The sequence below is a fragment of the Photobacterium lutimaris genome, assembly GCF_003025555.1.
In the GTDB taxonomy this organism is placed as follows: Bacteria; Pseudomonadota; Gammaproteobacteria; order Enterobacterales; family Vibrionaceae; genus Photobacterium; species Photobacterium lutimaris.
Genome location: NZ_PYMH01000008.1, coordinates 144,439 through 159,127 on the forward strand (window position 1 = coordinate 144,439; position 14,689 = coordinate 159,127).

The following is a 14,689-nucleotide window of genomic DNA, read 5'->3' on the forward strand; positions in this document are numbered from 1 at the left end:
CCATCCTGTTCGCATCAGGGTTAAAATTCTTTTCTTAACCAGCCACTAAGCTTAGAGAAAAAGCCAGAAACAGAACGCTTCTGCTCAATTTCACTATCGTCAAATGTCTGACTATCCTTTCCGTAATGCAGTAAGCCTACTGCCGTTGCATAATGTGGGAATTGCACATGTTCGGTCAGCCCGACGACGTTAAGCGGCAGGCCAACACGTACCTGGTTGCTGAATACGCGCTCGGCGCACTCCACCAGGCCTTCCATCTGAGCCGCACCGCCGGTCAGGACAATGCCTGCGGCCAGCTGGTGCTTCACTCCTGCATTACGCAGTTGATCTTGTACTTCTATCAGCTTCTGATTAACCAGACCAAGCAACTCGCTGTAGCGGGGCTCTATCACTTCAGCCAATGTTTGACTTTGCAGGCTGCGCGACGGACGACCACCGACACTCGGTACATCGACCTTGGCATCTTTGCTGACCAGCTCGCTCAAGGCGCAGCCATATTTTACTTTAATTTCCTCAGCATCTCCTAGCGGAGTACCGAACGCGTAGGCAATATCACTGGTCACGACATTACCGGCATAAGGAATCACGGCCGCATGACGCAAAGCGCCACCGGTCCAGACAGCAATATCCATTGTACCGCCGCCAATATCAACCACACAGACACCCAATTCACGTTCATCAGGCGTCAACACGGCGTGGCTGGCAGCCAAACCGGAAAAAATAAGCTGATCGACTTTGAGATCACAGCGCTCTACCGCTTTGACGATATTTCGCGCCATGTCGTTGTGGCAGGTGATCAAATGAACACTGGCTTCCATGCGTACCCCAGATAAACCAACAGGATTTTTAATTCCCTCTTGGTAATCAATAGCAAATTCCTGAGGAATTACATGCAAAACTTTATGTTCATCACTAATTTTTACCGACTTAGCCGTGTGAATAACATTATCTACGTCATCCTGGGTCACTTCTTTGTCGGAAATCGGCACCATGCCCTCTTCCGTCTGGCAGCGGATATGCTTGCCGGAAAGAGACAAAAATACCGAAGAGATCTGGCAATCTGCCATCAGCTCTGCTTTGTAGATCGCGCCCTGTACCGATTTGACTACAGACTCGAGATCATTCACTCCGCCCTTATCCATCCCGCCGGACGGACTGCTACCTTCCCCGATGACGTTAACTTCGCCATCCGGTAGCACTTCACCGACTAGAGCACTGACTTTGGACGTACCAATATCCAGGCCTACTATCAGTTTTTTATCTGCCGCCTTCGTCATAGCGCCTACTCTTATAGTTCTCTTAAGCCAAACAGGCTGCGGTCGAGCCAATCTATTTGGTTTTGCTCTGATCTGGATCGGTGACCCAGCCTACAGCAGCTCCGGTATCATAGCGCAAGTCTATATACTCGATAGCCTGTCCGTGCTGTTCTAATTGCGGGGATAAGGCGATGAAACGTTCAATCCGCTCCATGCGCTCCTTACGCCCTAATTCAAGCCTGACGCCGTTGGTTAACCAAACCCGCCAAGCCCGACGTTCATTTAATGCCAGCGTAGCAATTTCAAAGCCCGCATGCTGTAACCTCGGTTGCATTTCGTGCAATGCAGACAAGACTTCCAAACTGGTCCCTTCAGGTCCAGCTAAGCCCACCAGTAATTGACCAGCCTGCTCAGGCGGTGCCTTGAACACCTCGCCGTCATGGTTGACCAGGTCTCGGCCATTCCAGAACGCTGCGGGATCTTGCTCGACAAGAAATACCTTGAGGGTATCCGGCCACTGCTTGCGCACCGAGGCCCGCGCCACCCAAGGCATGGCCTCTAGTGCGTGCTGAATGTCATCCACATCTTGGGTCATGAAACTGCCAAGCTGCTCAAGGTGCATAATACCAGCCCGAACATCGCCGGGGGTGAGGTAGTGTAACTCACCTTGAACCACCAGCTGTGACAACGGCAGCCGGTTGGCATCTGTCATCCAGTTGATTGCCGCGCTGAACAGCCAGGCAACAAACCCGATCACAAAGAGAAAAAAAGCCAATCCTCCGCGGTTATGTAACGATGCCGCAGGAGAAAACGATATTCTTTTTAGGACACTATCAGCCATAAATAGTTTAATCCCGATGTCATAGCCGATACCTAACCAGCAAAAGCGGCAAGGTCATTCCCTCAACCCTTTCCGCTTTTCACGTAAAGTTGACAGATTATAGCGAGCAAGATGCAGCTCTCCAACATCTGATAGCCGATTCCTCGCATATCCTTGGCTAAAGGCTTAAATTAAAGCAAAAAACAAGCCAAATATATATTTTTTATACAGCCAAAAAATTTTATTGGCTCATTTGCTCAATATTCAGTTGCATATCTGCTAACTGACGAGCGATTTTGCCAACATCGCCAGCACCTTGTGTCAGAACCAAATCATCATTTTGTAGAATATTGGCTAAAGTAGACGGCAGTGCATCGATATTCGGGACAAAAATCGGGTCCAGTTTACCACGGCCACGAATCGTACGGCACAAAGCACGCCCATCCGCACCAGCAATCGGCACTTCACCGGCAGAATACACATCCAGCATGACGAGTACATCAACTTGCTCGAGGACATGAGCAAAGTCATCATACAGATCACGGGTACGGCTATAGCGGTGCGGTTGGAACACCATGACCAGGCGCTTGTCTTCCCAGCCTGCACGGGCAGCCTGAATCGTCACATCCACCTCGCTCGGATGATGGCCGTAATCATCCACCAACATCACTTTACCGTTGCCGGTTTCGAAATCACCAAGATGATCAAAACGTCGGCCTGTTCCCTCAAACTCAGCCAGTGCCTGGACGATAGCTTCATCGGCAACGCCTTCTTCAGACGCGACGGCGACAGCCGCCGTGGCATTGAGGGCGTTGTGCTTGCCTGGAATGTTCAATTTGATTTCCAGTGCCGGCTTGCCTTTGCGTAGTATGGAGAAATATCCCTGCTGGCCGCGCTGATCATAATCAACCAAACGCACATCTGCATCTTCAGAGAAGCCATAAGTGATAACCTGACGGCCAATTTTTGGAAGTAGCTCACGCACCACAGGATCATCAATGCACATCACCGCCAAACCGTAGAACGGCAGGTTGTGAAGAAAATCGACAAATGTCTGTTTCAGGACTTCAAAATCACCGCCATAGGTATCCATGTGGTCAGCTTCGATATTCGTCACCACGCACACCATCGGCTGCAGGTGCAAGAATGATGCATCACTCTCGTCAGCTTCGGCGATCAGGTAGCGGCTCGATCCAAGGCGGGCGTTAGTCCCTGCGCTCTTGACCAAACCACCGTTGACGAACGTTGGATCCAAACCGGCTTCAGAATAGATCTGGGTCACCAGTGCGGTGGTTGTCGTCTTACCGTGGGTACCCGCAATCGCGATACCGTGGCGGTAGCGCATCAGCTCGGCCAGCATTTCCGCACGGCGAACCACAGGGATACGCAATTCGCGGGCGGCGGCCAGCTCAGGGTTGCTCTGGTCTATCGCGGTCGAGGCCACCACGACACTGGAGCCTTCGATATTACTGGCGGCATGACCAAAGAAGATCTCCGCTCCTTTATCTGCCAACCGGTTGGTCACCGCGTTGGGTGCCAAGTCTGAACCACTGACATGGTAGCCTTCGTTAACCAGCACTTCCGCGATACCGCTCATCCCGGCACCGCCAATTCCAACAAAGTGGATACGCTCTACGCGGCGCATCTCTGGCACCATGGTTCTAATTTTTGCTAATTGCTGGTTATCCAGTTTACTCATCACTTTGTCTCATCTTATTGCTTTGCCAGCGACTTGATCACATCCGCCACCCGGCGGTCGGCATCGACAATCGCTGCGTCACGTGCTGCCTGTGCCATCTTGGCCAGCTGTGCACGATCTAATTGTTGTAAGGTGTCGGCCAGACCCTCTACGGTCAATTCTGGCTGCTCAATCATTTTCGCGGCACCGCACTGGACCAGATGGTCAGCATTCAACGCCTGCTGGCGATCTTTGTGCATGAAAGGCACAAACACGGCACCAAGGCCGGCTGCCGACAGCTCGGAGACCGTCAGGGCACCCGAGCGGCAAACAACGATGTCGGCCCAGGCATAGGCGGCTGCCACATCGTCGATAAATTCTGTTACTTGGTAGTTGATGGCCTGTCCGTTGGCATACTCAACATAATCTTGCTCAGTCTGCGCCTGAGCGCCTTTACCCGCCTGGTGCCACACGGTGACGTTATCGCCCAGCAGTCCCGCAACTTGAGGCAAGGTTTGATTGAGGATCCGCGCTCCTTGGCTGCCGCCCATCACCAGCACCCGGATAGGACCTTCACGCTCAGCAAAGCGTTGCGCAGGCTCTGCCAGTGATACCACATCCTCGCGCACCGGGTTGCCGACAACCTCACGATTCGGAAAGGCACCTGGAAAGGCCTGCAGCACGCTGGCCGCAATGCGCGATAGCCATTGGTTGGTCAAACCGGCAACGGCATTTTGTTCATGCAGGATCACTGGGACACCGGACAACCAAGCGGCAACACCGCCAGGGCCACTGACATAACCACCCATGCCCAATACGGCATCTGGTTGCCACGCCTTGATGTATTTCCTGGCCTGCAAGATTGCACCGACAATTTTAAAGGGTGCCGCCAACAGACGGGTAATACCTTGGCCACGCAAGCCTTTTACTTTGATAAAGTCGATATCAATACCGTGCTTTGGTACCAGTTCGGCTTCCATTCGGTCGGCAGTGCCGAGCCAGCGGATGTCCCAACCTTCTTGTTGTAACCGCTTGGCGACCGCCAGCCCCGGAAAGACATGTCCTCCGGTTCCGCCCGCCATCACCAGCAAGCGTTTATTCTTGTTCATGGTCATTTTCTTCTAGTTCCGGATCCGGCATCGCTTTGGCAGCGATCCGCTGCTCATAGTCAATCCGGATCAAAATGGCGACCGCAGTAGCCATAATAAATAAACTTGAGCCACCGTAACTGATCAGCGGCAGGGTCAGGCCCTTGGTCGGCACCATGCCCGCGGCGGCGCCTACATTAACCAACGTCTGGAAGGCGAACCAAAAGGCAAAACCAAACGCCAGAAAACCGCCAAATAGCTGTTCTGTCTGTAGGCAGCGGCGGCCAATCATCAAGGCTTTGAAAACCAATGCGAAGATAAGCAGCAACACGACCGTGACTCCGATCAAGCCCACTTCCTCGGCCAGCACCGCAAAGACAAAATCGGTATGCGCTTCGGGCAGGTATTCCAATTTCTGGATTGAGTTGCCAAGGCCTTGCCCTAGCCATTCACCGCGACCGAAGGCCATCAGGGACTGAGTCAGCTGGTAGCCGCTGCCAAACGGGTCTTCCCACGGGTCCAGAAACGAGGTCACCCTTCGCAGACGATAGGGCTCAAAGACGATCAGCAGGCCAATGCCAAAGCAAGCCGCACCGATCATCACAATAAACTGCCACAACTTGGCACCGGCAATGAACAGCATACCGACCGTAGTCACGAACATCACCACGAACGAACCGAGATCCGGCTGTTCAAGCAAGAGCGCCCCAAGCAAAGCCAAAACCAGCAAGGGCTTGGCAAAACCGACAAACGATTGCCGGACCTGTTCGTACTGGCGAACCAGATAGCCCGACATGAAAAGAAACAAGGAAAGCTTGGCCACTTCGGCTGGCTGGAGGTTGAAAATCCCCAGCGGGATCCAGCGCGATGCACCATTGACCGAACGGCCAACCCCGAGTACCACCACCAGTAGGACAATGGAAAGGATCAACATCGGCACGCTGTACTGGCGCCACTTCTCGAGCGGGATCATCAGAACAAAACTGGCCAAGACCAGTGAGCAAAAAAGGAAAAAACCATGGCGCAGGGCAAAATAGAACGGCATATCCGTCAAACGGGTCGCAATCGGCACCGAGGCCGACGTCACCATCACCAAGCCGGTCACCATCAGGGCCAACGCAATCCAAACCAACTGTCGGTCATACGGACTCTGTACTGCCGGTTTTGTCATCCACTCAAAAAACTGCCCCATCCCTTCCTTTACCGCTCCTGCCATCAGCTATCCTGACCCACTTGATGCTGTAGTGATAGTGCCAACTCGACAAACGTATCACCGCGCACCATAAAGTTAGCAAATTGATCGAAGCTCGCACAGGCCGGTGATAGCAAGATCATATCACCAGCACGGGCTGTTTGCGCAGCGTGTGACATGGCTTGCTCCATGGTCTCAACCATCACCGGCTGGGAGACGAGTGGGGCAAACTGCTCGCCATCACGGCCGAAGCAATATAATTGGGTATCTAATGTAGCCAAGATCGGGGCCAACTCGGAAAAATCCGCGCCCTTACCGTCACCACCGACCAGCAAGTGAAGCCTGCCGTTAAGCTGCAAACCGTTGAGGGCTGCCAGGGTGCTGGCCAGATTCGTCGCCTTGGAGTCATTGACCCACTTCACGCCATGTTGCTCGGCGACGAGCTGACAGCGGTGGGCCAGACCGTTATAGCGACGCAGGGCTCGGCAGGCGGCCTCGCGTTCGATACCAACCGCATCAGCCAACGCCAATGCGGCAAGGCTGTTGGCCACATTATGACGCCCCACCAGGGCGATGTCGGTGCTTGGCATAACCGGCTCACCCGCCACGGCCAGCCATTCTTCACCTTGATGCATCACCAAGCCATAGCGCTCAGTACTGTCGCTATTGCCGGTATTTAGCCCAAAGCTAACCTGCTCAAGTTCGCTGCCGTCGACCTCCGGCTTGGTCGCCAGATCGTCGCGGTTGAACACCGCCAACTCGGCGTGATCAAAGATGCGCATCTTAGCGGCACTGTACTGCGCCAAGCCGCCCGGGTACCGGTCCATATGATCTTCGGACAAGTTCAGGTATGCCGCAGCGTTGAGTGATAGGTTAGAGGTGGTTTCCAACTGGAAGCTGGAAAGCTCGAGCACATAAAGATCATGATCTTGGGCCAGCATATCCAGCGCAGCGAAGCCGATATTGCCGCCGACACCGACGTTAATACCCGCTTCTTTAGCCATTTCACCCACCAAACTGGTGACGGTACTCTTGCCATTGGATCCGGTGATCGCTACCACGGGCTTATCGACCGCGCGGGCAAACAACTCAATATCACCGACAATCTCTATACCGGCGGTAGCCGCTTGCTGCAGCTGCGGGATCGCCAAGGCAATCCCCGGACTTGAAACAATCAAGTCTGCTGCCATCAGCCAGTCCATCTGCCAATAGCCACTGCACAGTGCAACGGATTCGGGTAAGTGCTCGCGGCCTGGAGGGTGCTCGCGGGTATCAATGACCTTGATGTCCAATGGCTGAGGATTCCTCAACAAATGGTTTACCACCGACAGGCCGGTCATACCCAGCCCGATCACCACAACCTGTTTTACGCCTTCCAAGCCTTTCATCCTATCGTACCTTCAGGGTCGCCAGCGCGATCAATACCAGCATCAGGGTAATGATCCAGAAACGCACGATAACACGCGGCTCTGGCCAGCCTTTCAATTCATAGTGGTGGTGGATCGGTGCCATGCGGAAGATCCGCTGGCCACGCAGCTTGTATGAACCAACCTGCAGGATCACCGAGACGGTTTCCATCACGAACACACCGCCCATCACAACCAGCAATAGCTCTTGGCGAACCAAGACCGCGATGGTACCCAGCGCGCCGCCCAAGGCAAGCGAACCGACATCGCCCATAAAGACTTGGGCTGGGTAGGTGTTAAACCACAGGAAGCCCAAACCGGCACCGACAATCGCAGTACAGACGACAACCAGTTCACTGGCATCTTTCAGGTATGGGATATGCAAGTAGTTAGCAAAGTTAACGTTGCCGGTCGCCCAAGCAATGAAAGCCATACCACCGGCAACCATGACAGTCGGCATGATTGCCAAGCCATCAAGGCCGTCGGTCAGGTTCACCGCATTACTGGTACCGACAATCACGAAATAGGTAAAGACGATATAGAACAGACCAAGCTGCGGCATGACATCCTTGAAGAACGGTACCACCAGCTGGGTTGCCACGGTATCTTGACCATGGATATACAGAGCAAACGCCACGCCCAGCGCAATCACTGACTGCCAGAAATACTTCCAGCGCGCGATCAAGCCATCGGTGTTTTTGCGTACCACCTTGCGGTAGTCATCGACAAAGCCAACCGCACCGTAGCCCAGCATGACGGTAAGTACCGCCCAGACATACGGGTTGCTCAGATCAGCCCACAGTAAAACGGTAATCGCAATCGCTGCCAGGATCATGATCCCGCCCATCGTCGGGGTGCCGCGTTTGCTAAAGTGCGACTCAGGGCCGTCGTGACGGACCACCTGGCCGATCTGCAACATCTGCAGGCGGGCGATCAGGCGTGGACCCATCCACAGCGAGATCATCAGTGCCGTCAAGATACTGATGATGGCGCGGAAAGTCAGGTATTCAAACAGTCGAAAAAATGGAAATGTCGATTCCAGTAAATCAGCTAACCAGTAAATCATTATTTATATTCCTGCAGTGCAACAATCACATCTTCCATGCGGGAGCTACGGGCTCCTTTTGCCAGCACTGTCACTTGGATGTTGTCTTCATTGAGCAAAGGATCAAGCTGCTGCTGCAAAGTCTCGATCAATGCTGTTTTATCGTTAAAATGTTGGCCGTTGTTCAGCGTACTGACGATTTGGCTAGCATTACCGAACGTCAGTACCTTATCGAGGCGACGTTCTAGGGCATACTCTGCCACTTCGCGGTGCAATAATGCACTGTCATCGCCCAACTCGGCCATATCCCCCAACACGAACCACCGCTGACCGTCAAAGCCAGCCAGCAGATCGATAGCCGCCTTAACCGACGCAACGCTGGCATTGTAGGTGTCATCAATCAACCTTAGGTTGTGGCACGGCTCAGTGATATCAACACGGCCTTTAACATTGGCCACGCCGCCCAAACCAGCTTGTACCTGCTCCGGCGTCGCCCCCATCGCCATTGCCAGCGCGGCAGCGGCAAGGGCATTGGCGACATTATGACCACCCGCCAGCGTCAAACTCACCGGAAATGTTGCGTTGGGGGTGCGCATTGTAAAGCAAGCACGGCCTATACTGTTAATACTTATGTCAACCGCGTGAAAATCTGCTTCAGGCTGAGTGGCAGAAAACGTCTGCAACTGATGCTTTTCCAGCATTTGGTGCCACTTTTCCTGAGCATTGGAATCAAGGTTAATAATGGCGACCGCGTTTTTACCACGCAGCTCCAAACCTTCGAAGATTTCCCCTTTGGCTTTTGCCACACCATCCAGCGAGCCAAACCCTTCAAGGTGAGCGGCAGCCAGGTTGTTGATCAACGCGACCTGCGGCTTGACCAAATTCGTGGTATAGGCGATTTCCTTTTGATGGTTGGCACCCAGCTCAATCACCGCAAACTCATGCTCAGGTTCAAGCCGAAGCAAGGTCAGCGGTACACCGATATCGTTATTGAAGTTACCCCCCGTTGCCAACACCTTACCTTTGAGCGACAAAATAGCAGCGACCATTTCCTTCACTGTAGTTTTACCGCAGCTGCCGGTCAGGGCGACGGTTTTCAAGCCGTGATGCAGCTCCATTTCAGCCTTGAGCCATGCGCCGAGCATGCCAAGTGCCTTGTGGGTATCGTCAACAACCAGCTGAGGTAGGTTAACCGGTAAGTGCTTGCTCACCAACAGAGCTGCAGCACCTTGCTCTTCGGCGTTTAGGCAGAAGTCATGGGCATCGAAACGCTCGCCAATCAAGGCAATAAACAGGGTGTCGTCCGCGATTTGGCGGGTATCGGTTGATACCGCTGAGATAGTGATGTCATTACCGACCAGTTTGCCACCCAATACCTCAGCCAGTAGAGAAAGTTGAACCGGGATCATCCCTTTGCCTCCAGCAATTCGGCGACCGTCTCACGGTCGGAGTAGTGAATAGTGCGATCAGCCAAGATTTGATAGTCTTCGTGGCCTTTACCTGCGACCAACACGATATCGTCGGCACCCGCTTGGGTAAGTGCCCACTGACACGCTTCACGGCGTTCGTGAATCGTTTGGGCCTGCTCCGGCTTTGCCAGACCAGCCAGCATATCCGCCATAATGGCCGACGGTGACTCGCTGCGCGGGTTGTCATCGGTCAGGATAACCTTATCCGCCAAGCTTTCCGCTGCCTGCGCCATCAAGGGCCGTTTGCCGCGGTCGCGGTCGCCACCACAGCCGAAAATACACCAAAGCTTGCCGTGACAATGCACGCGCAAAGCCTGCAAAGCTTTCTCCAGTGCATCGGGGGTGTGAGCATAATCAACAACCATCATAGGTTTGTCAGGCTTTTGAAAAACTTCCATCCGGCCAGTAACGGCCTGCAGTTGCGGCGCAACAGCCAGCAACGCGGACATCTGATGGCCTGTCGCCAGCAGCGTTGCCAATGACAGCAATAAGTTGGTGACATTAAATGCCCCGACCAACGGCGCAGTAAACTGCCCAGCTCCCCAGCTTGAATCGAAAGCGACGGTCACGCCCTGGGCACTGTACTCAACCGATTCTAACCACAGCGTTTGCCCTTGGTGACCCGCCAAATGCTTGTGTTCCATCGCAACGGCAACGGCCTGCGGAAGATCTGCCAGCCATTCACGACCAACCACATCATCTGCGTTAATCACCGCCACACCACTTTGGTGCTCGGTAAACAGGGTTTTCTTGGCCTCGGCATAGCTCGCCATATCACCGTGGTAATCAAGGTGATCACGGCTGAGGTTGGTAAAGATACTGGCTTTGAATGCCAACGCTTTCACTCGCCCCTGGACCAAACCATGGGAAGAGACTTCCATCGCCGCAAAGCGGGCCCCCTGGGCTGCCATCTGCTGCAATACGCAAGGGATCTCAAGCGCACTGCCAGTGGTATTGGTCGCAGGTTGGATCTGATCCAACAGGCCATTGCCCGTTGTTCCCATCACGCCAGCCGGCTGACCGAGCAGCATCGCCCATTGCGCCAGCAACTGGCTGATGGTGGTTTTGCCATTGGTACCCGTTACGGCAACAACATCTATCTGCTCGTCCGGTGCGCCATAAAAGCGCTTGGCAATGGCCGATAGCTGCTCACCAAGGAAAGGGAGGTAAATCACGGCACCACCAGTGTTTTGTTCGATATAAGCCTGCTTGGTATCGGCTTGTGCCAACACCAGTGCCGCACCGGCCTGTTGCGCCTTGGCAATAAATCGCCGGCCATCGACACTGTGGCCCTTCACGGCGACGAACATCTCACCAGGCTTGATCTGCCGACTATCAAGGGTCATCCCCGAAATGGAGGCTGCGGCCAGGGCTTCTGGTAGGCAAAGGCCCTCCAGCCATGGCGATAATAGCTCGCCAACGGCGTGTAATACTTTAGGTTCCGGCATGGGTCTTGCCTCTGTGGTTCACAACGTTTAAATCTTCAAGCGTTCCCGCATCCGGCGGGATATTCAAAATCTGCAATGCGCTCTCCATCACTTCGGAGAAAATCGGCGCGGCGATGGCACCACCGTAGTAGGCATCGCCCTGGGGTTCATTAACCACCACGACCATTGCCAGCCTTGGGTTACTGATCGGTGCCAACCCTGCGGTCATTGCCACATATTCATCACTGTAGCCACCCGCCACCGCTTTTTTCGCCGTACCGGTTTTCGCACCAACGCGATACCCCGGTATTGCCGCGCGGTGGGCACTGCCCCCTTTGTGGGTGACCAGCTCAAGCATATTGAGTAGCTCGCGGGTATTCTCGGCCGATACCACCTGGCGCCCAGGTACCACCGCTTCGGTCTTCAGAATAGAAAGCGGTCGGTTGACGCCCATCGCACCCAGCGTGGCGTAGGCCCGAACTAACTGGATTGGGGTGACCGAGATACCGTAGCCAAAAGAGAGTGTCGCCCGTTCAAAATCAGACCAGCGGCGGCGGTCGGGGAAGAAGCCTTGTGCCTCACCGATCAGGTTGATCCCCGAGGCATCTCCCATCCCAACACTGCTGTACATCCCCAGCACCGCATCGACCGGCATCGCCAGCGAGAGTTTGCTCACCCCTATATTACTGGATTTCTGCAGGATCTTGGCGAGGTTTGCCTTGCCAACACGCGAGACATCACGTACTCGGCTACCACCGATTTGCATCAGCCCATTGCCGGTATCGATAACGGTATTTTCATCCGCAACGCCATTTTCCATTGCTGCCAAGACCACAAACGGCTTGATGGTCGACCCCGGCTCCATGGCATCGGTGATCGCCCGGTTACGCATCCGGTAGCTTTGCAGCTGATCACGGTTATTCGGGTTGTAAGATGGGGCGTTAACCATCGCCAGAATTTCACCGGTTCGTACATCGACCATCACCACCGACGCGGATGTTGCCTGATAGTCGGCGACCGCTTGTTTCACCGCCCGGTAAGCAACAGCCTGAAGGCGCTGATCGATACTCAGGCTGAGTGGCTTGCCCGGCTCACGTTTTTTAAGGGAGATATTCTCAACCACGCGGCCATAACGGTCCTTGCGCACAGTGCGGCGGCCTGGCTCGCCGGTCAGCCAACCATCATAGGTCCGCTCAACCCCTTCCAAGCCGTGACTATCAATACCGGTAACACCAATGAGATGTGCGCTGACCTCACCGGCAGGGTAGAAACGGCGGGACTCGTCCTTCAGGCCAATACCGGGTAACTTGAGCTTGCCGACATAGGTGGCCATCGCCGGACTCACTTGGCGTTGCAGGTAGATAAAGCGGCGCTTGCTGTTTTTCTCGATGCGGGTCATCAAGCCTTGGCGATCGATCCCCAGCACATCGGCAAGGGCATACCAGCGCTCGGGCTGGGCCAAGCCATTATTTTTAAAAATTTGGACCGGATCGGCCCATACGGCCTGGACCGGCACACTCACTGCCAGTTGCTCGCCATTACGGTCGGAGATAATACCGCGGGCAGAAGGCAGAGCCTTGACCCGCAGCGAACGCAGATCCCCTTCCTGGATCAACTTGCCGGGCTCAAGGACCTGGATATAGGCTGAGCGCCCGACGAGGGCCACCAACGCCACGAATATACATGCGCAAATAACACCAAAGCGCCACGGGATAAATGCCGGTGGCGCTTTCTGGCGACGTTGATTCTGCTTATCAGAACGCTTGATAGGTTTTGTTTTTTTCATTACTTAACAATAACTTCGCTATCACGTGATGGACGTTGCATGCCCATATCCTGTTCGGCTAAACGTTCAATCCGGCTGTGCTCGGCCAGTGAGCTCTCTTCAAGGATCTGATTGCGCCACTCGATATCGAGCTGATCCCGCTCGATCAGCAGTTGCTCCTGCTGGGCAATCATTTGACGGGAGTGATGGGTGATCAACACCACTCCCAGTGCAGAAACCAACACCAGAACCAACAATATCATCGGAATACGACCGGCAGATAATAGATCCCGACCGATGATCTGGGCCAGGTTATCTATGGGTTCTGGTTGTTGCTTCATAGGCGTTCGGCCAAACGTAGCACTGAGCTACGGGAGCGAGTATTACCGCTCACTTCATTTTGTGACGGTTTAATCGCTTTGCCTACCGGCTTGAGATCGGCACTACCCAGCGCCTTGATCTGCTCTTCCGTCAACGGCAAGCCTGCAGGTACATCCGGCCCTTTGCTCTGTTTGCGGATAAAGCGCTTAACCATACGGTCTTCCAGCGAGTGGAAGCTGATCACTGACAAACGGCCACCAGTTGCCAGAATATTGACCGCACCTTTGAGCGCTGTCTCGATTTCTTCTAGCTCACTGTTGATATAAATACGGATCGCCTGGAAGCTTCGCGTTGCAGGATGCTTATGCTTATCCTTAAACGGCGAAACATTGGCAATCAGCTTGGCCAGTTGAGTGGTGCGGGTCAGCGGCTCGTTCTCCGGATCCTCCCGGTATGCCACAATACCGCGGGCGATACGCTTGGCAAAACGCTCTTCCCCGAACTCTTTCAGTACCCAGGCAATATCATCAGCCTCGGCTTCAGCCAGCCAATCCGCCGCCGAGATCCCCGATGTCGGATCCATACGCATATCAAGCGGCCCATCACGCATAAAACTAAAGCCGCGTTCGGCATCGTCGAGCTGCGGAGATGATACACCGAGATCCAACAGGACCCCGTCCACGCGACCAATCAAATCACGCTCTTCCATATATTTTTCCATGCCTGAAAATGGACCATGGATAATATTAAACCGAGGATCATTAATTTTCTGGGCTTCGGCAATCGCCTGAGGATCGCGGTCAATACTGTAAAGGCGACCGTTTTCACCTAGTTGGGAAAGGATCAGGCGGCTGTGTCCACCACGGCCAAATGTTCCATCGATGTAGATACCATCTGGTTTGATGGCCAAACCATCAACAGATTCATGAAGTAAAACCGAGACGTGCTCAAACTGTTCAGACATAAGTATTTATTCAGCTCTTGTGGAAGCGTACAGTCCGTTAACAACGAACTGGCATAAAATCCAGTAACAGTGGAAATTCATTAACTTAGGCTATTAAAACGCTGTTTTAAAAGCATTTTCCACGAATTCCCACCGCAAAGTGTACGTATTTGATAAAAAAGATGTCAAGCCGAGGGCCGCAATTCTAACAATCACTTGATATTTATTGCGGGGCTAAAACGACAAAAGGTGATGCAAAGCCTCGCAAGAGACCTCACA

At 53.8% G+C, this 14,689-nt stretch carries 12 protein-coding genes; all 12 read right to left on the minus strand.

What is annotated here, in order from left to right; genetic code table 11:
• Window positions 1-20 precede the first annotated feature (20 nt).
• Complete coding sequence (gene ftsA / locus C9I99_RS16865; protein WP_107350023.1) at window positions 21-1,277, minus strand: cell division protein FtsA; 1,257 nt, start codon at window positions 1,275-1,277, stop codon at window positions 21-23.
• Between the two features lie 52 nt (window positions 1,278-1,329).
• Window positions 1,330-2,097 (minus strand): cell division protein FtsQ/DivIB, encoded by a 768-nt coding sequence (locus C9I99_RS16870; RefSeq protein ID WP_107350024.1) that lies wholly within the window; start codon window positions 2,095-2,097, stop codon window positions 1,330-1,332.
• Window positions 2,098-2,317: 220 nt separating this feature from the next.
• Complete coding sequence (murC, locus tag C9I99_RS16875; RefSeq protein ID WP_107350025.1) at window positions 2,318-3,775, minus strand: UDP-N-acetylmuramate--L-alanine ligase; 1,458 nt, start codon at window positions 3,773-3,775, stop codon at window positions 2,318-2,320.
• A gap of 14 nt (window positions 3,776-3,789) precedes the next feature.
• Window positions 3,790-4,863 (minus strand): undecaprenyldiphospho-muramoylpentapeptide beta-N-acetylglucosaminyltransferase, encoded by a 1,074-nt coding sequence (gene murG, locus C9I99_RS16880; RefSeq protein WP_107350026.1) that lies wholly within the window; start codon window positions 4,861-4,863, stop codon window positions 3,790-3,792.
• A complete protein-coding gene (gene ftsW / locus C9I99_RS16885) occupies window positions 4,850-6,058 on the minus strand; it encodes a cell division protein FtsW (protein WP_107350027.1) in 1,209 nt (402 codons plus the stop codon). The genes murG and ftsW overlap by 14 nt, the downstream gene beginning before the upstream one ends.
• Window positions 6,058-7,422: a UDP-N-acetylmuramoyl-L-alanine--D-glutamate ligase gene (gene murD / locus C9I99_RS16890; RefSeq protein WP_107350028.1), complete on the minus strand. Its 1,365-nt coding sequence runs from the start codon at window positions 7,420-7,422 to the stop codon at window positions 6,058-6,060. The genes ftsW and murD overlap by 1 nt, the downstream gene beginning before the upstream one ends.
• A gap of 1 nt (window position 7,423) precedes the next feature.
• Entirely contained in the window at window positions 7,424-8,506 is a 1,083-nt protein-coding gene (gene mraY / locus C9I99_RS16895) for a phospho-N-acetylmuramoyl-pentapeptide-transferase (protein WP_107350029.1), read from the minus strand.
• On the minus strand, window positions 8,506-9,894 hold the full coding sequence (gene murF, locus C9I99_RS16900; protein WP_107350030.1) for a UDP-N-acetylmuramoyl-tripeptide--D-alanyl-D-alanine ligase: 1,389 nt from the start codon (window positions 9,892-9,894) through the stop codon (window positions 8,506-8,508). Before murF ends, mraY begins: the two co-directional genes overlap by 1 nt.
• Complete coding sequence (gene murE, locus C9I99_RS16905; RefSeq protein ID WP_107350031.1) at window positions 9,891-11,402, minus strand: UDP-N-acetylmuramoyl-L-alanyl-D-glutamate--2,6-diaminopimelate ligase; 1,512 nt, start codon at window positions 11,400-11,402, stop codon at window positions 9,891-9,893. The genes murF and murE overlap by 4 nt, the downstream gene beginning before the upstream one ends.
• The gene (gene ftsI / locus C9I99_RS16910; protein WP_107350032.1) at window positions 11,389-13,167 is read right to left on the minus strand and encodes a peptidoglycan glycosyltransferase FtsI; all 1,779 of its coding nucleotides are present in this window, start codon (window positions 13,165-13,167) and stop codon (window positions 11,389-11,391) included. The genes murE and ftsI overlap by 14 nt, the downstream gene beginning before the upstream one ends.
• Window positions 13,167-13,487 (minus strand): cell division protein FtsL, encoded by a 321-nt coding sequence (gene ftsL, locus C9I99_RS16915; protein WP_107350033.1) that lies wholly within the window; start codon window positions 13,485-13,487, stop codon window positions 13,167-13,169. Before ftsL ends, ftsI begins: the two co-directional genes overlap by 1 nt.
• Window positions 13,484-14,431, minus strand: coding sequence for a 16S rRNA (cytosine(1402)-N(4))-methyltransferase RsmH (rsmH, locus tag C9I99_RS16920; protein WP_107350034.1), 948 nt, complete (start codon window positions 14,429-14,431; stop codon window positions 13,484-13,486). Before rsmH ends, ftsL begins: the two co-directional genes overlap by 4 nt.
• Between the last annotated feature and the right edge of the window lie 258 nt (window positions 14,432-14,689).